General features: G+C 59.8%; 18 protein-coding genes and 1 pseudogene. 18 read left to right on the forward strand and 1 reads right to left on the reverse strand.

The genetic code is table 11. The features are described from left to right. Window positions 1-165: 165 nt before the first annotated feature. The 4 genes and pseudogenes from H0V78_03740 to H0V78_03755 all read left to right on the forward strand — a co-directional run bounded on the left by H0V78_03740 (window position 166) and on the right by H0V78_03755 (window position 2,572). Window positions 166-678, forward strand: a complete 513-nt coding sequence (locus tag H0V78_03740) for a hypothetical protein (GenBank protein ID MBA2350917.1) — start codon at window positions 166-168, stop codon at window positions 676-678. A gap of 17 nt (window positions 679-695) precedes the next feature. After that, the gene (locus H0V78_03745) at window positions 696-992 is read left to right on the forward strand and encodes a hypothetical protein (GenBank protein ID MBA2350918.1); all 297 of its coding nucleotides are present in this window, start codon (window positions 696-698) and stop codon (window positions 990-992) included. Between the two features lie 359 nt (window positions 993-1,351). Continuing rightward, a complete protein-coding gene (locus tag H0V78_03750; protein MBA2350919.1) occupies window positions 1,352-1,900 on the forward strand; it encodes a class I SAM-dependent methyltransferase in 549 nt (182 codons plus the stop codon). Between the two features lie 171 nt (window positions 1,901-2,071). Then, a pseudogene (locus H0V78_03755) lies at window positions 2,072-2,572 on the forward strand (methyltransferase domain-containing protein). 291 nt (window positions 2,573-2,863) lie between these two features. Here the strand turns inward: H0V78_03755 and gcvA are convergent. Next, window positions 2,864-3,802, reverse strand: coding sequence for a transcriptional regulator GcvA (gene gcvA, locus H0V78_03760; GenBank protein MBA2350920.1), 939 nt, complete (start codon window positions 3,800-3,802; stop codon window positions 2,864-2,866). 124 nt (window positions 3,803-3,926) lie between these two features. On the opposite strand from gcvA, the gene H0V78_03765 reads away from it, so the two are divergent. The 14 genes from H0V78_03765 to H0V78_03830 form a co-directional block, all read left to right on the forward strand. After that, complete coding sequence (locus H0V78_03765; protein MBA2350921.1) at window positions 3,927-4,217, forward strand: hypothetical protein; 291 nt, start codon at window positions 3,927-3,929, stop codon at window positions 4,215-4,217. A gap of 14 nt (window positions 4,218-4,231) precedes the next feature. Next, a complete protein-coding gene (locus tag H0V78_03770; protein ID MBA2350922.1) occupies window positions 4,232-4,519 on the forward strand; it encodes a DUF2917 domain-containing protein in 288 nt (95 codons plus the stop codon). 247 nt (window positions 4,520-4,766) lie between these two features. Continuing rightward, complete coding sequence (locus H0V78_03775) at window positions 4,767-5,372, forward strand: GNAT family N-acetyltransferase (GenBank protein ID MBA2350923.1); 606 nt, start codon at window positions 4,767-4,769, stop codon at window positions 5,370-5,372. A gap of 603 nt (window positions 5,373-5,975) precedes the next feature. After that, on the forward strand, window positions 5,976-6,845 hold the full coding sequence (locus H0V78_03780) for an MBL fold metallo-hydrolase (GenBank protein ID MBA2350924.1): 870 nt from the start codon (window positions 5,976-5,978) through the stop codon (window positions 6,843-6,845). 16 nt (window positions 6,846-6,861) lie between these two features. Beyond that, window positions 6,862-7,401 (forward strand): (2Fe-2S)-binding protein, encoded by a 540-nt coding sequence (locus H0V78_03785; protein ID MBA2350925.1) that lies wholly within the window; start codon window positions 6,862-6,864, stop codon window positions 7,399-7,401. Beyond that, window positions 7,398-8,417 (forward strand): xanthine dehydrogenase family protein subunit M, encoded by a 1,020-nt coding sequence (locus H0V78_03790; protein MBA2350926.1) that lies wholly within the window; start codon window positions 7,398-7,400, stop codon window positions 8,415-8,417. The genes H0V78_03785 and H0V78_03790 overlap by 4 nt, the downstream gene beginning before the upstream one ends. A 113-nt stretch (window positions 8,418-8,530) precedes the next feature. Then, window positions 8,531-10,762 (forward strand): xanthine dehydrogenase family protein molybdopterin-binding subunit, encoded by a 2,232-nt coding sequence (locus tag H0V78_03795; protein ID MBA2350927.1) that lies wholly within the window; start codon window positions 8,531-8,533, stop codon window positions 10,760-10,762. Between the two features lie 64 nt (window positions 10,763-10,826). Next, window positions 10,827-11,243 (forward strand): ester cyclase, encoded by a 417-nt coding sequence (locus H0V78_03800; GenBank protein MBA2350928.1) that lies wholly within the window; start codon window positions 10,827-10,829, stop codon window positions 11,241-11,243. Between the two features lie 328 nt (window positions 11,244-11,571). Further along, entirely contained in the window at window positions 11,572-12,927 is a 1,356-nt protein-coding gene (locus H0V78_03805) for a sorbosone dehydrogenase family protein (GenBank protein MBA2350929.1), read from the forward strand. Between the two features lie 95 nt (window positions 12,928-13,022). Then, a complete protein-coding gene (locus H0V78_03810; protein ID MBA2350930.1) occupies window positions 13,023-13,955 on the forward strand; it encodes an alpha/beta hydrolase in 933 nt (310 codons plus the stop codon). After that, window positions 13,952-14,185, forward strand: a complete 234-nt coding sequence (locus tag H0V78_03815) for a hypothetical protein (GenBank protein ID MBA2350931.1) — start codon at window positions 13,952-13,954, stop codon at window positions 14,183-14,185. The genes H0V78_03810 and H0V78_03815 overlap by 4 nt, the downstream gene beginning before the upstream one ends. Before the next feature lie 102 nt (window positions 14,186-14,287). After that, window positions 14,288-14,746 (forward strand): transporter, encoded by a 459-nt coding sequence (locus H0V78_03820; protein ID MBA2350932.1) that lies wholly within the window; start codon window positions 14,288-14,290, stop codon window positions 14,744-14,746. Between the two features lie 186 nt (window positions 14,747-14,932). Beyond that, window positions 14,933-15,427, forward strand: a complete 495-nt coding sequence (locus tag H0V78_03825; protein MBA2350933.1) for a GFA family protein — start codon at window positions 14,933-14,935, stop codon at window positions 15,425-15,427. 422 nt (window positions 15,428-15,849) lie between these two features. Beyond that, window positions 15,850-16,299: Isoquinoline 1-oxidoreductase subunit (locus tag H0V78_03830; GenBank protein ID MBA2350934.1), on the forward strand; the 450-nt coding region annotated here is incomplete at its 3' end.

Raw genomic sequence — 16,299 nt, forward strand, 5'->3', positions numbered from 1 at the left:
CGTTGACTCACTCTGTCCGCGCGCAACCGCGCTGCCGCGTCAAGGGGTGCTGAACAACTCGCGCCCCGTTGGGCCGCATGAGAGATGGCGATAAGTCCTGAAGATTTTGTCAAGCGCCTTGATTCAATCTCTGAGCACGAGGGCGTCGCGTACGGCCGAGTCCATTTGCTCTTCGACGAAGAGGAGAAGTACGGCCAGGCGATCCTTCAGTACAAGGGTTACCTCGCGCTTTCGGATGCATTCAAGTGCTTCTTCCTAGAATCGGTCGAGTTGCTAAATACGGAGTGTCGACCAAAGGTCAAGACTCCTCTCTCCGAGTTCTATCCCCTTTTTGTCCCGCGCCTAGCCCACAGCTTTCAGTCCCTATGCGGCGCAGAACGAGTGGCGATACGTGGATATCCCTATCACGGTTACGCACTCTTACGAAATCTCTTCGACAATCTTGTCTTGACGTCGGCTGCGCTTCAAAAGATTACGGATTTTTACAGCATCGAGGGCATCCATCCGGCAAAGCCCTTCGATCCAAACGCGTTTCGCAAACTACGAAAGGCAACCGAGTTTGCTGTACGCCAAAAAATGACTGGAGACCAAAGTGGTCGACTAAACAAACGCTTGATGAACTCGTCCAATGGGACGCTCTGTTTGACTATGAAACCCACGGAGCACGCTTATCTTTGACCCACGCGCAAGGGTGGATGAAGGGCACCGAGCCATTGCCAGTGCTTCCGAACTTTACCGATTCAGCTTTCGCAATTTTCATGAATAGATTTTCGGAAGTGGGCTGGATGACACACCGACTCGTGCCCCTCGTTCAACCGCCAGGGATACCCCTTCCTGATCGGTGGAAAGAGAAGTGGCGCATGCTTGATGAATCATTCGAGATCACCGTTGAGTCTTTGACAAAGCAGTTGGGCAAGAATATCGGGGCGGCCATCGTTGAATTCGTCAAGGCAAAGTTCCCGTTCAATGATCAGTCGCAATTCACGCTGTAGCGGCCCAACCCTCCGTTCAACACCGACGCGCCGCAAGCGGCGCGCGGGTTAACGGCACGTTGGGCACACAGCGCATCATGATGAGATCAACAACTACAGCGGTCTTGTCAGAAGGTGTCTTGCGGGCCGCGGCATCCGCGTACGTCTACGTGGCTACGTTCATCTATGAGTATGGATACTGCTCATAATTTTCTCTTCCCGTTCATTAGTCCTAATCTTTCGACGATACTCGTGGCCGCGGCGGCGATCGGCGGTAGTTCTCTTCTCATCTCTGAAGCTACTTGCAGCGTGTACGCTAAACGCACGCTACGGCCAGCCGCATTACGTTATTTGAACTTAACAACCATAAGGAATTCGACATGTTTTGCGCCGCCCTGCTTCTCAGCACGCTGTTCCTGCCTGACGGCTTTCCCATTTCCAATATCACGCGCGACGTGCCGTACGTACAGACGCCGCAAGCCGTCGTCGAAAAAATGCTGGAAGTCGTCAAGGTTGGGCCCAGGGATATCCTCTATGATTTGGGCTCGGGCGACGGCCGCATCGTTATCACTGCCGCGAAAAAATATGGCGCGACCGGCGTCGGCGTCGATATCGATCCCGAGCGCGTCGCCGAAGCGCATGCCAATGCCATAGCCGCCGGCGTCGCCGATAAGGTTGCGTTTCGGGAAGGCGATCTGTTCAAGATGGATTTGAGCAAAGCGACAGTGGTGACACTCTATCTGCTGCCCCGCATCAATCTGCGGCTGATGCCGAAACTGTTCGACGAACTCAAGCCGGGCACGCGCATCGTCTCGCACAGCTTCGATATGGGCGACTGGAAACCGATCAAGACGTTCAAAGTAGACGGCCACGATGTGCACTACTGGGTGATTCCGGAAAAAAATCAGCGTCCGCCAATACCGAAATAACGATAGCAGTGCGAAAAGCAGGCCGGTTTTCGATCGACTTGCAGCCGGGAGCCCTGGCGCTCACGGGTAGTTCCCGGGCCATCGACGCCTCATGTATTCGAACACTGCGCACGCAACGTGAACAACCGGCCCGGGCAACGACGCCAAATTCCAACCGCAAGGAGTTACAAAATGCTGCGCACCGCTTTGCTTTTCACTACCCTGCTCGCAGGCGCCGGCTTGCCTTTTTCCGGTGTCGCGCGCGATGTGCCGTATGTGCCGACGCCGGAAGCCGTCGTGGAAAAAATGCTCGATGTCGCCAAGGTTGGTCCCAAGGACATCCTCTACGACCTGGGCTCTGGCGACGGCCGCATCGTCATCACTGCTGCGAAAAAATATGGCGCGACCGGCGTCGGCATCGATATCGATCCCGAGCGCGTCGCCGAAGCCCGCGCCAACGCCAAAGCCGCCAACGTCACCGACAAGGTCGCGTTCCGCGAAGGCGATCTGTTCGACATGGATCTGAGCAAAGCCACAGTCGTCACGCTGTACCTGCTGCCGAGCATTAACCTGAAGCTCATGCCGAAACTGTTCGATGAACTTAAGCCGGGCACGCGCATTGTTTCGCACAGCTTCAATATGGGCGACTGGAAGCCGATCAAGACATTCGACGTGGACGGCCGCGACGTTCACTCTGGGTCATTCCGAAAAAAGGAAAGCGCCCACCGATGCCGAAGTAAGCGCGGCGGTGTAGCATCGACCGGGCTCGAAAACCACTCAAAGGAAAACTCGTGCAACAACGTAAATTGGGCAGTCAGGGACTCACGGTATCGGCAATGGGTCTGGGATGCATGGGCATGTCGGATTTCTACGGCGCGCGCGACGACAAGGAATCCATCGCGACCCTTCAGCGCGCGCTGGAACTCGTCGTGACGCTGCTCGATACCCTAGGCCGTTAGGGTTGAATTATTCACGAACAAGCTCTCAGGAATCGCGGCGCAGTTCTTCCAGCAGCCAGTCGCAAAAAGCCGCGATCCTCGGCCGCTCCGACTCAGCCTCTTCGCGTACCAGGTAATAGGTGAATTTCGAAGGCAGACTGAGCTTGAACGGCGCGATGAGCCGCCCCGATCCGAGCTCGGCAGCGGCGAGTTTGGGCAGCGTCAGCGCGACCCCAAGCCCATCGGCAGCTGCTTCGATGGCGAGCGCTGAGTGGCTGAAATGCGGGCCGCGCGCCGTGTCGATGCCCGCCACCCCGGCTTCCTTCAACCACACCGCCCAATCCGGCTGCTCTGCATCGAAGTAAACGGTGTCGTCGTGCAGCAGCGTATGGCCGCGCAGATCTTGCGGCCGGTCCAGGCGTTCGTCGTTGCGCAGCAGCTTCGGGCTGTATATCGGCGTGACCAGGGTCGAGCACAGCTTGTCGGCGCGAAATCCCGGATATCTGCCACTGCCGAATCGTATCGTCAGGTCAGCGCCCTGTGTCGGCTCGTTGCCTGCCGCCGCGGCGTGGCGCAGCACGTCGATCAGGTGAAGGCTCGCCGAAATCCGCAAATCGATTTCCGGATGCGCGGCGGCGAAGCCAGGCAGTCTGGGAATCAGCCATTTGACGGCGAAAGCCGGCGCCACACCGACAGTCAATGGCCCGGCGAGGCCTTTCTCGCTCAGGTCGGATACGGCTTCCGCCAGACTGTCGAATCCGGCGCGCAGTTTCGGCTGAAGGCTTTGCGCAGCCTGCGTCAGTTCCAGCGCGCGCGTCAGCCGGCGGAACAGTTGCACGCCGAGGTAGTCCTCGAGCGCCTTTACCTGATGGCTGATCGCAGCCGGAGTCACATGCAATTCTTCCGCGGCTTTTTTGAAACTCAGATGCCGCGCCGCGGCTTCGAACGCGCGCAGCGAATTCAGCGGCGGCAGACGGATGCTCATGGCGATGGATGCATAAGTTTTATTCGATCATCACATGATAATAATTCGTTTGTTGCGGCGCAACACAACTCCTATATTGCTAGACATGAATCGAACCGATTCCAACGCAATAACGGAGGGTCAAATGAACAAATTCATCATCGCGGCAACCGCTACTTTGGCGTTATCGTCGCTCGCGCACGCCGATCCGGCGCGCCAACAAGGTGTGGTCAACCAGGCGAACGCCGGTTACGAACAGACGCTCAGGATTGTTCCCCATCCCGCGCAATTATGGCTGAGCGATATCGCGCCTGCCCGGTTGCGTGAACACCCGGCAGTCATCGTCGGACGGAATGCCGTCCCGGCGGACGCCTACGCGGCCCGCTTCTATCCCCATCCGACAGGCGGCGGTTTCGCATTGCCGGCACGCAATTGAACGAGGAGACGACCATGGATGCAACCACGATCCACGTGCAACGCGGACAATTGGTAGCACTCGACGATGCGCGTGGCTTTAAAGTCCGGGCGGGAACCGGCGATCTCTGGATCACGCAGGCCGGAGATTCCCGCGATATCGTACTCAGGGCCGGCGAGTCGTTCGTCATAGAACGCCCCGGCCTGACTCTGGTCAACGCACCGGAAGCAGCTTGGCTGACTCTTGAGCCGCAGCGTGCGCGAAGCGGACAGCTTCGTTCGCGCCCGTGCGCCACGGCGATGGCGAGCCCGCAAACCGGTTAAAGATATCGCGGAAGCGCGATGAGAAGATGGCCTCAGTCTTTATGCCCGCTTTCCTTCGGGGGACAATCAAACTTCGGCGCTAAATTTCTGTCAGGTGGATAGACGGTCATTCAAGTCATGCGAAAGAAACATATGGCGTTTAGTCTGTTCAGTCCCGTTTGCCCGACCTTTATCGACCGCCGAATCGCCATTGCGCAGAAGGAAAAAATATGAAAACGCGCTATCCCGGCCACATCGTTTTCTGGTCATGAAGCGCAACGCGAAGAGCGCGAATAAATTGCGCGGCGGTGAATTGCATAACGATGCGCCGCCGCCGGCATCGCCGGGTTCTTTATCGACGTATCAGGTCGATGAAAATCTGCGCGACGGGACGCCGGTTTGCGTGCGCGCGGTGCGGCCGGGCGATAAAGCAATGTTCGAAACCGCTTTCGATCGGCAGTCGGCGGAAACGATTCACAGCCGCTTTTTTCATTTCAAGCGCGAACTCAGCGATTGCGATCTGAAGAATTTCACCGAAGTCGATTTCGACAATCATGTCGGGCTGATTATGACGATCGTGGAAAACAACGAAGAACGATTGATCGGCGTCGGCCGCTTCGTGCGCGAAGCTTCAGAAGACGAAGCCGAAAGCGCGTTCGTGGTCGACGATGAGTATCAGGGCCGGGGCGCTGCTAGCTCGCTCTTGCAGCATCTTGTCAAATTGGCGCGGCGCCTCGGCATCACGATATTCAAGGCGTATGTGCAGGCCGATAACCTGAACATGCTCGGCGTCTTCGAACGTTCCGGATTACCGATGACGAAAACGGCCGAGGGCGACATCACACAGATCGTTTTGCGCTTTGCGCCGGAGTGAAACGTCAGCAGGGAATGCGACGTTGACGTTCATTTCGTTGAGTGCACGGACTTACAGCGGATTCTTTGCTGCGCCCGGACGACAACGCGAAGCTGCGCGACCCGCCGGGATGGCCTTTCACAAATCGCCTCGTCATTCTGGGTGCGCGAAGAATCCGCTTTCCAATCGAGTAAAGGTTTCATCGCAGTTGTAATTCTTACGATGTTTTGTGCGCGTTACACATGGCAACCACGCTTCATTACCGGATTGCAGTCGAGCCTACGTGTTTCGCTGCGATCCCGCGCGTAGAAAGCGTTTAGCACGGTTTGTGCTGAATGGGATTCGGAACGTATTCGGTCGCCCCAAGGATCAGATCCCAGCCTTGAGCAAGAATCGCAAGTTGATTTTGCTTGATCTCCCGGGATTCGGGTCAGGGAAAGTTTTTCGCATCGACCTGGGACCGACGAGGCTGAGGAGATAGCTCAGTAGCAGCACCTCAGTAGCAGCACGAACGCCATCAGGCGCCCTCGACCCATCATGCCAAACTCGAATGTAGCCCTAACCCCCACGGTCAGTAGTTCGTCCCCGCGGTCGTCGAAGCCGATCGCGCCCGGCGTCAGCTTCATGACGACGATATTCGTCAATCTGTATTTCCTCGAAGCCGGGGATGGCTCGTGGCTGCTGGTCGATACCGGCTTGCCGATGCAGGCGTGGCGTGTGCGCGCCGCGGCCGAAGCGCTGTTCGGCAGTCACGCGCGACCGTCGGCGATCATCCTGACGCACGGGCATTTCGACCACGCCGGCAATGCGTCGGCGCTCGCGGCCGAGTGGGATGTGCCGATATACGCACATCCGCTCGAAATGCCGTACCTGACCGGGCAATCGGATTATCCGCCGCAGGACCCGACTGTCGGCGGCGCGCTGGCGCAGATGTCGCGCGTGTTCCCGCACAGCGGTTTCGATTTTAGCGGACGCGTTCGCGAACTGCCGGCGGATGGCAGCGTTCCGGGCCTGGCGCAATGGCGCTGTCTGCACACGCCCGGGCACACGGCCGGACACATCTCGCTGTTTGGTGAACGCGATCGCGTGCTGATCGCGGGTGACGCGCTGGCTACGGTCAACCAGGAATCGGCGTTCACGCTGATGACGCTCGAACGCGAGCTGCGCCAACCACCGGCAACGTTCACGACCGACTGGGGCGCCGCGCGCACCTCGATCGACAAGCTTGCCGACTTGCGACCCAACGTCATCGCGGCCGGCCACGGCCTGCCGATCACCGAGGACGCCGTGGCGCAACTGGAGCGATTCGCGCGAACTTTCGCGCCGCCGGCGCATGGCCGCTACGTCCAGCAGCCGGCTCGCACCGATGAAAGCGGCGTTGTCGCGTTGCCGCCGCCTGTTGCTGACCCGGTACGAAACGCCATCATCGGCACGACACTGGCAGTCGCCGCCGGTTTGCTGGCCGTACAACTCAGCAAGCAGCGGCGGCGGTGAAACCCAAGGAGCTTGTATGAACGATTTGACCCCAAAGACCGAGGCAGGCTCGTCTTCGCTCCCCGAAAAAATGCGGGTAACGCTGGAAATCAACGGCGTCGAGCAGCGCCTGGAAGTGGCGCCGTGGACGTCGCTGCTCGATCTCTTGCGCGAGCATCTCGATCTGACCGGAACCAAAAAAGGCTGCGATCACGGCCAGTGCGGCGCTTGCACGGTGCTGGTCGACGGCAAGCGCATCAATTCGTGTCTGGCCCTGGCCATCATGAAAGACGGTTCCGAGATCACCACCATCGAGGGCCTGGCGGCGGGCGCTGCGCTGCATCCGCTGCAGCAAGCCTTCATCGATCACGACGCGTTTCAATGCGGCTACTGCACGCCGGGACAGATTTGCTCGGCCGTCGGGTTAATGCGCGAGGGCAAGATCAAGACCGAAGATGACATTCGCGAATTGATGAGCGGCAACATCTGCCGCTGCGGCGCCTACCCGAACATCGTCGCCGCCATCGAGCAGGCGATGGCGAACGCGGCCGGCGACCAGAGGGGTGCGGGATTATGATCAATTTCTCTTACATGAAAGCCGATGACGTGGCGGCGGCCTCGCGCGAAGCGGCGGGCAATCGCAGCGCGAAATTCATCGCCGGCGGCACCAATCTGCTCGATTTGATGAAGGAGAATGTCAGCCGCCCTTCTCGTCTGATCGACATAACGCGCCTGCCGCTGAACAAAATCGAATCGACGAAGGATGGCGGTTTGCGTCTCGGCGCGCTCGTCACGAATGCCGACACCGCGTATCACCCGGAAGTCGAAAAGCGCTACCCGCTGCTGTCGAAAGCGATCCTCGCAGGCGCCTCGCCGCAACTGCGCAACATGGCGACCGACGGCGGCAATCTGTTGCAGCGCACGCGCTGTTATTACTTTTACGATGTCGGCACGCCGTGCAACAAGCGAGAACCCGGCAGCGGCTGCCCGGCGATTCCGGGATTCAATCGCATGCATGCAATCCTCGGCGCCAGCGAGCAGTGCATCGCGACTCATCCGTCAGACATGTGCGTTGCGCTGGCAGCACTGGCAGCCGTAGTTTGCGTCACCGGCAAGAATGGCGATCGCCAAATTGCGTTCGCCGACTTCCATCGCTTACCCAGTGATATGCCGGAAATCGATACGAATCTACAACCCGACGAGATCATCACCGCGATCGACCTGCCGGCCAAAGGTTTTGCGGAACATTACTGCTATCTGAAAGTGCGCGATCGCGCGTCATACGCGTTCGCGCTGGTCTCGGTCGCAGCCGCGCTCGAACTGGACGGCGATCAGATCACGGACGCGCGCCTGGCGCTCGGCGGCGTTGCGCATAAACCGTGGCGCGATAGCGAAGCCGAAGCGATGCTGCGCGGCAAGCCCGCGACGGCAGAAAATTTCGAGCAAGCCGCGCAGGCAGTGCTGCGCGGGGCGCGCGGCTACGGCCATAACGATTTCAAGATTCCGCTGGCGAAGCAGGCGATCGTACGCGCGTTGCAGCAGGCGGTGGAGAACGGCGGATTTGTTTCTGCGCCTTCCGCGCATTCGGATTAGCGGACGGTAAGGTATCTTTGCGAGGAGCGGTTATGCGGCGAAGCAATCTCGATTTTCACCCGACGCGAAAATCGCAGGAACCATTTTCCTGACGCAACGATAGAGAAGGAATCATGACTACCGCAGCTATCGGAAAACCCATAAGCCGCGTCGACGGGCGCGCCAAAGTGACAGGCGCCGCTAAATACGCGGCCGAATACAACGCGCCGAATCTCGCCTACGGCTATATCGTGTCGAGCACGATCGCAAAAGGCAAAATCAAAAGCATAGACGCGAGTGCCGCACTGGCCGTGACCGGCGTGCTCGAAGTTTTCACGCACGATAAAACCAAACACCTGGCGTGGTTCGACCGCAGCTATCAGGACGACGTCGCGCCGCCCGGTTCCCCGTTTCGCCCGCTCTACGACGACGAAATCCAGTACAACATGCAGCCAATAGCGCTCGTCGTCGCCGAAGATTTCGGCATAGCGCGCTACGCCGCGACGCTGGTGCGCGTTGAATACGAGCGCGCGGCATTCGCAACGGATCTCGAGCAACAACGCGCAAAAGCCTACGTCCCGCCGAAAAAGCGTAACGGCATCCCGCCGCCCTCCAAGCCGCGCGGCGATGCCGATGCCGCGCTTGCCAGTGGCGAGATAAAACACGAAGCCGAATACGTGATGCCGTACGAACATCACAATCCGATGGAAATGTATGGCAGCACCGTGGTTTACGAGCCTGACGGCAAACTCACCATTTATGAGAAGACTCAGGGCGCACCGAACTGCCAGGCGTACGTTGTCAAGGTGTTCGGATATTCCAAAGACGAGGTGCGCGTGATTTCGTCCTACGTCGGCGGCGCATTCGGCTCCGGTCTGCGCCCGCAACATCAGTTGTTCCTCGCCGTGCTCGCCGCGCGCGAGTTGAAGCGTTCGGTGCGGGTATCGCTGACGCGCGAGCAGATGTTCAGTTTGAGCTACCGCCCACGCACTTTGCTGACGGTAGCATTGGCCGCAAACCGCGACGGTACGCTGACTGCGATCAAGCACGCCGCGACGGCCAATACTTCGCGGTTCGAGGATTACCAGGAAGACGACGTCAACTGGTCGGGCGCGCTCTACAAATGCGACAACAGCAAATTCGATTACGAGCTTGCGCAACTCGATCTCAACACGCCGTGCGACATGCGCGCGCCCGGCGGCTCCACTGGCATGTATGCGCTCGAATGCGCGATGGACGAACTCGCCTACAAGGTCGGCATCGATCCGCTCGAGCTGCGCCTCAGGAATTTCGCGGAAAAAGACCAGAACAAAGATCTGCCGTTTTCGAGCAACGAACTGCGCAAGTGTTACACGCAGGGCGCGGAAAAATTCGGCTGGAGTAAACGCAAACCCGAGCCGCGCAGCCAGCGCGAAGGCAATCAGTTGATCGGCTGGGGCATGGCGACCGGGCTGTGGGATGCGCAGCGCATGAAAGCCAGCGCCAAAGCGCTTCTGACGGCCGACGGCAAGCTCGAAGTCAGCTCCGCGACGGCCGACATCGGCACCGGCACCTACACGATCATGACGCAGATCGCTGCTGAAACGCTTGGCCTGCCGATGGATGACGTGACGTTCAGGCTCGGCGATTCATCGTTGCCGATGGCGCCGGTCGAAGGCGGTTCGTGGACCGCGGCGACAGTCGGGCCGGCAGTGCAGGAGGCCTGTCAGGCGGTCGGCAAAAAACTTTTCGGCTACGCCAGGAAGATCAAGGGTTCGCCGCTGGCAAACGCTAAATTCGACGACATCGAATTTGTCGATGGCCAGATGCGGCTGAAAAGCGATGCGTCGCAAGGCGTCGCGCTCAAGGATGCGATGCGCTACGCAGAGGTCGCGAACATCGAACAGGAAGTTTCGGCGTCGCCCGGGCTTACCGATAAAAAAAGATATTCGATGTACGTGCACTCCGCCGTTTTCGCCGAAGTCAAAGTCGACGAAGCGTTCGGCACGGTGCGCGTGACGCGCGTCGTCAACGCGGTGGCCGGCGGCCGCGTCCTGAATCCGAAAACCGCACGCAGCCAGATCATCGGCGGTGTGGTCTGGGGCATCGGCATGGCGCTCGAAGAAGAAAGCCATCTCGATCACCAGTTCGGCCGCTTCATGAATCACAGCCTCGCCGAATACCACGTTCCGGTCAACGCCGACATTCACGACATCGAAGTGATATTCGTCGAAGAACACGACGAAATCATCAATTCGCTCGGGGTGAAAGGGCTAGGCGAGATCGGCATCGTGGGCACGGCACCAGCAATAGCCAACGCCATTTATCACGCGACCGGAAAGCGCGTGCGCGATCTGCCGATCACGCTGGACAAGGTAGTTGCGTGATTTCAAGGTGGTCACGCCGAATATCACCCGCTCCTTAACCAATCCCTGACGAAAAGGAAGCATCATGAGCCAGCAGGACAATATCGCGGCAACCAAACGTTTCGGCGAAGCCGTCAACAAAGGCGATTTCGAAGTCTTCAAACAGGTGATGGCGCCGAGTATCCTCGATCATGATCCGGCGCCCGATCAAGGTCCCGGACCGGGGGGCTTCGTCAAGTTCTTCACCAAATTTCGCGGCGCATTTCCCCACCTTGCGGTAGCGGTTGAGCACCAGGTCATCGATGACGACAACATCGCTTTCGCCTACACCGTCACCGGCACGCACAAAGGCGACTTCATGGAAGTCCCGGCGACCGGCAAACGCATCAAGGCGCGCGGCATGCAAATCGCTCGTTTCGAAAACGGCAAAATGGTCGAGCGCTGGGGCAGCTCCGACGAGCTCGGCATTCTTAAGCAGATCGGCGCGGGTCACTCAGCGTGAAACTCAAAAGCTCGTGCCATTGCGGCGCCGTACGCTTACAGCTCGAATTCACGCATCCATATCCCTTTCATGGGCATTGGCCGGGGCTGGAACTGACAAAGTGATGCGTATCTGAAGTTCAGCCATTCGTGATCACGGAGAGATCGCGGAACTGTTCGGGGCTTGACTACTGCTTCCACCTCGAACGGCGAGTCGATGAGCGGCGCGCTGTAACGCTCATCCGAACGTCTCCGCGGCGATCCGCAAAGCGCCGAGAAGCATTACATACAAGTAAGGAGACAAGATGAAGACTTCGATCCGCGCGGGAGTGTTTCCCGATTTGTCGCGCATGCAACATCTGGCCGCATGCCTCGCGGTTGCGGCCACGATCGCCTCCGGGGTTACCGCGTGTGGCGGCACCGCCGAGCTGCCTGTATCAGCGGGAATCGGCCCGAATCCGACGTTGCCGCCTCCAGAAAAGTCGCTGGTGCCGGCCGTCAACATCGCACCGGCCAAGCCGTGGCCCGATGGCGTCAAACCGGTCGTCGCGCAAGGACTCGCGGTGACCGATTTCGCGACTGGCCTTGACCATCCACGCTGGCTGCATGTGCTGCCCAACGGCGACGTCCTCGTCGCCGAGACCAATGCGCCCGAGCGGCCACTGCGCAAGGAACTGCTCGGCGTCAAGGGCTGGGTCATGGGCAAGGTGATGAAGCGCGCCGGCGCAGCGGTGCCGAGCGCGGATCGCATCACGCTGCTGCGCGACGCCGATGGCGACGGCAAAGCCGAAGTACGTTCGGTTTTCCTTGAGAATCTGAACTCGCCGTTCGGCATGGCGCTGGTCGGCAACGAACTGTTCGTCGCCAACACCGACGGGCTGGTGCGCTTTCCGTACAAGACCGGCGATACCAAAATTGGCGGGCCCGCCACCAAAGTCGCCGAGCTTCCAGGCGGGCCACTCAACCATCACTGGACCAAAGGCCTGATCGTGAGCGCCGACGGCGCCAAGCTCTACGTTTCGGTCGGATCCAACAGCAACGCCGCCGAGCACGGCATGGAGCATGAGAAGGGGCGCGCTGCTATCTGGGAATTCGACCGCGCGAGCGGCGAGGGCCGCGTGTTCGCCAGCGGGCTGCGCAACCCGGTCGGCATGGCATGGCAGGGCAACACGCTATGGACCTCGGTCAACGAGCGCGACGAAATCGGCCCCGACCTCGTTCCCGACTACATGACCTCGGTGCGCGAAGGCGGCTTCTACGGCTGGCCGTACAGTTATTACGGCCAGCACGTCGACGAACGCGTCCAGCCGCCGCAACCCGAGCTGGTCGCCAAGGCGATCAAGCCCGATTACGCGCTCGGCTCACACACCGCATCGCTGGGCCTGGCCTCAGCGCAGGGCTCGGCCCTGCCCGAGCCGTTCAAGCAGGGAATGTTCGTAGGTCAACACGGCTCGTGGAATCGCAAGCCGCCGAGCGGTTACAAAGTGATTTTCGTTCCCTTCGACGGCGGCAAGCCGAGCGGCGTGCCGGTCGACGTGCTCACCGGTTTCCTCAACGAAGACGGCGAGGCAAGGGGGCGGCCGGTCGGCGTTGCGATCGACAAGAAAGGCGCACTGCTCGTTGCCGATGATGTCGGCAACGTCATCTGGCGCGTGAGCGCCGCGTCCGCTGCAACGCCGGGCGTCGCGCCGGCGCCCGCGCGTTGAGAAACAGAGCGCGCCGGATCAGGCTTGCGTAACCCGATAGGCTCGAAGATAGCGCTTCAAAGTTCTACCGCGGACAACCGGGGAAATGAAAACAGATGCTGAAGAGAATTAACACGTCCTTGCTCGAAATCGCCTACGAAGAACGCGGCGACGCCAATGCCGACCCCGTCATCCTGGTGCACGGTTTCCCCGACGACGCGCAAACCTGGGAAAAGGTCACGAACGGGCTGGTCGCCGCCGGCTACCGTACGTTTACGCCTTACGTGCGCGGCTATGGCGCAACGCGCTTCCTCGACGGCAACACACAGCGCAGCGGGCAGTACATAGCGCTCACGCAAGACCTGATCGAATTCGCCGATGCGCTCGACATCGATCAGTTCATACTCGTCGGTCACGATTGGGGTGCGCGCGCCGCTTATCCCGCGGCCGCGCTGTACCCGAAACGCGTGCGTGCGCTGGTCGCGCTTGCTGCCGGCTACGGCACCGGCGCGCCGAGTCACGATGCGAAGCAACCGGTCTCGCTCGCGCAGGCGCGCGCCTATTGGTACCAATGGTATTTCAACCTGGACAAAGGCCGCGAGGCACTGGCTTCCGACCGTCGCGCGCTGTGCCGCGAGCTGTGGAAACTGTGGTCGCCGAGCTGGCGGTTTTCGAAAGCGGCGTTCGACAAGACCGCGGTGTCATTCGACAACTCCGATTTCGTCGACGTCGTCATCCATTCCTATCGCTATCGCTGGGCCAACGCCGAGGGCGATCCGCGCTATGAAGAACTGGTTGCGCAGCTTGCCAAAGCGCCAAAAATCAAAGTGCCCACGACGGTGATTGTCGGCGCCGAAGACGGCGCGACGCTGACGCAGGCATCGGAAGGCAAAGAGCGATATTTCAGCGGCAGCTATCAGCGGCGCGTGCTGCGCGGTGTCGGCCACTTCATCCAGCGCGAGCAGCCGAAAGCGGTCGTCGAGGCGATATTAAAACTTGCCCGCACCGCCAAGCCCGTACGCCGCGCGTCGCTGTCAGCCTCCCGATGAGCTTGCAGAAGCCGGGTCATCTGCACCTGTTGCTGGTGCTATGGCCCGCTGCGGCGGCCACCGCCCAGGAAGATAACTTCATCGACGCTACACGCCCCAGCGTATCCGAATCGGCGACGATCCAGCGCGCCGGCGTGTTGCAGATCGAAACCGGCATCGAATGCCGATTTCCGCGCGCCCGATTATCGCTCGCAGCAAAGTGCGCCGATCGCGTTTCGCTTTGCGGCTAACGAGCGCTTCGCCTCATCTCGACGTCGATGCGGTCGTTTCGCAATTCGGGCTCGACGGCGACCGCATGACCGGGTGTCGGCGATACCACCGTAGGCTTCAAGCTGATTGCCATTTCCGATCCCAGGGAACGCCTCGCCGCCGCGTTCAGCTATTCGATCAAGCTGCCGTCGGCGAGCGAAGACAAAATGCTCGGCGCCGGCCGTGTCGATCACAACCTGCGCTTCATTCTGGACCGGACGTTCGACAAAACCAATTACCGCATCAACGCTTCCTACCTCAATGTCGGTCGCGAGGACAGCGACAAACGCGCCGACGGCGCACAAATCATTCTGACCGTAATTCAGGAATTGCCGAAAAATTTCGGCCTGATCGCCGAAGTGTATGGGCAAAGTGTGGACGAAGCGCAGCCGCGCGGCGTCTACGCGCTCGGCGCGCTGACTTACAAGATCAATTCGCGTTTGCACATCGACGCCGGATTGCGCGCCGGCTCGGGCAGCGCTGCGCCGGACATTGGCGTGTTCACGGGTTTGACCATCGGCGTCGCGGATTTCTACCGCTAGCGAAAGTGTCTTCTGGGTGCATTCGTGGTGAGCTTATCGAACCACGTCCAACTCTTCGAAAGCTGCCCTGAGTGAAATCGAAGGGCTCAGAGCCTGCCCTCGGATGCCCTCCGATTAGGGCAAGCTTGATCGAAGGGCGAACGGATATTTTGTTCAGAGGCTCCAATAGATTTCAGGGAGGTTGGGGTGAAACTCGAAGGTTCATGCCACTGCGGCGCCGTCCGCTTCAGGGTCGAATCGGCTCACCCCTATCCCTTCATGCGCTGCTATTGCTCGATCTGCAGAAAGACGGCCGGCGCCGGCGGTTACGCGATCAATTTGGGCGCCGACAATCGCACGCTGAAAATCAAGGGCAAGAAAGACATCGGCGTCTACCGCGCCAAAATGCCCGACGAAAAAACCGGCAAGACCGCGCGTAGTTCGGGCCATCGCAATTTCTGCAAACGCTGCGGCAGCGCGCTGTGGCTATGGGATTCCGCTTGGCCCGATCTCGTCCATCCGCATGCATCGGCGATCGACACCGATCTGCCGGTTCCACCCGAACACACGCACATGATGCTGGGTTCGAAAGCAAGTTGGGTCGAGGCGCAGGCCAAACGCAAGGATCGCAAGTACGACGACTACCCGGACGAAATGCTTGCGCAATGGCATCAGCGGCTGGGATTGGAAGACGAAGACTAACAGCCTGTTGAAAAACGTAGCGAGCGCAGCCAAGGCGAGAGTCGCACTTCACGAGCGGCGCAATGGGCTCGGATTCAGTCTCAGGCCCGGCGCGCAACCGTACGAGCACCAGACTTCGATTACCAGCGTTAATCGACTGCGGCAATACCCGTGGAAGGAAATCGCCGCAGAAGACTGACCCGCCGGATGCGCGGTAAGTGGATGCCCGAATCTGGTGAACTTAAAGCCGCTGCCACGTTCGATAGACGTAGGTTTGCAGCATCTGCTATCCCGTCAGCGCTATTGCGCATGCAAGCGATAGCGCCTGAAGTTTGATTTCCAAAGCGCCGGAGCACGTTCCAGTCACGGCTGGCGCTGGGGAGTATCCGTATTGGAAATTCCGCAGTAAGTCATCTGGTTTGCAAATCGATCTAGGGGCCGCTATGAATTCCTCGAGAATCTGTTTCGGATTTCTGCTCGCAAGCATGTTCGCTTCCGGCGCCGGTGCTGCTCAGGATCGACAAGTCGAAAGCGAAAAGCTGTTCTCGGACATCTACAGCGTGCTCACTCACCCGCGCTGCCTGAACTGCCATCCCAAAGGCGATTCGCCGAAGCAGGGCCTCGATGCGCACGTGCATGTGCCGCCGGTCGCTCGCGGCGAGCACGACAACGGAGTCGCCGGACTGGAGTGCTCGGCGTGTCATCAAACCAGTAATTACAGGGCGAGCGGCGTACCCGGTGCGCCGAATTGGCATTTGGCGCCCGTGTCCATGGCGTGGGAAGGCCTGTCGCCGGGCGAGCTTTGCCGGGCGCTGCTCGACAAGAGCAAGAACGGCAACAAAGACCTGAAGGGTATCGTCGATCATATGACGCGCGATGAACTGGTCGCCTGG

This window comes from Burkholderiales bacterium, assembly GCA_013695435.1.
GTDB lineage: Bacteria > Pseudomonadota > Gammaproteobacteria > Burkholderiales > JACMKV01 > JACMKV01.

What these genes read in the sequence shown, in the direction of transcription:
- H0V78_03800 (MBA2350928.1), top strand. Translation starts at nt 10,827, where the DNA reads ATGAGCCAGCAGGACAATATCGCGGCAACCAAACGTTTCGGCGAAGCC.
- H0V78_03780 (MBA2350924.1), top strand. Translation starts at nt 5,976, where the DNA reads ATGACGACGATATTCGTCAATCTGTATTTCCTCGAAGCCGGGGATGGC.
- gcvA (MBA2350920.1), bottom strand. Translation starts at nt 3,802, where the DNA reads ATGAGCATCCGTCTGCCGCCGCTGAATTCGCTGCGCGCGTTCGAAGCC.
- H0V78_03775 (MBA2350923.1), top strand. Translation starts at nt 4,767, where the DNA reads ATGAAGCGCAACGCGAAGAGCGCGAATAAATTGCGCGGCGGTGAATTG.
- H0V78_03765 (MBA2350921.1), top strand. Translation starts at nt 3,927, where the DNA reads ATGAACAAATTCATCATCGCGGCAACCGCTACTTTGGCGTTATCGTCG.
- H0V78_03795 (MBA2350927.1), top strand. Translation starts at nt 8,531, where the DNA reads ATGACTACCGCAGCTATCGGAAAACCCATAAGCCGCGTCGACGGGCGC.
- H0V78_03770 (MBA2350922.1), top strand. Translation starts at nt 4,232, where the DNA reads ATGGATGCAACCACGATCCACGTGCAACGCGGACAATTGGTAGCACTC.
- H0V78_03815 (MBA2350931.1), top strand. Translation starts at nt 13,952, where the DNA reads ATGAGCTTGCAGAAGCCGGGTCATCTGCACCTGTTGCTGGTGCTATGG.
- H0V78_03790 (MBA2350926.1), top strand. Translation starts at nt 7,398, where the DNA reads ATGATCAATTTCTCTTACATGAAAGCCGATGACGTGGCGGCGGCCTCG.
- H0V78_03810 (MBA2350930.1), top strand. Translation starts at nt 13,023, where the DNA reads ATGCTGAAGAGAATTAACACGTCCTTGCTCGAAATCGCCTACGAAGAA.
- H0V78_03750 (MBA2350919.1), top strand. Translation starts at nt 1,352, where the DNA reads ATGTTTTGCGCCGCCCTGCTTCTCAGCACGCTGTTCCTGCCTGACGGC.
- H0V78_03785 (MBA2350925.1), top strand. Translation starts at nt 6,862, where the DNA reads ATGAACGATTTGACCCCAAAGACCGAGGCAGGCTCGTCTTCGCTCCCC.
- H0V78_03805 (MBA2350929.1), top strand. Translation starts at nt 11,572, where the DNA reads ATGCAACATCTGGCCGCATGCCTCGCGGTTGCGGCCACGATCGCCTCC.
- H0V78_03745 (MBA2350918.1), top strand. Translation starts at nt 696, where the DNA reads ATGAAGGGCACCGAGCCATTGCCAGTGCTTCCGAACTTTACCGATTCA.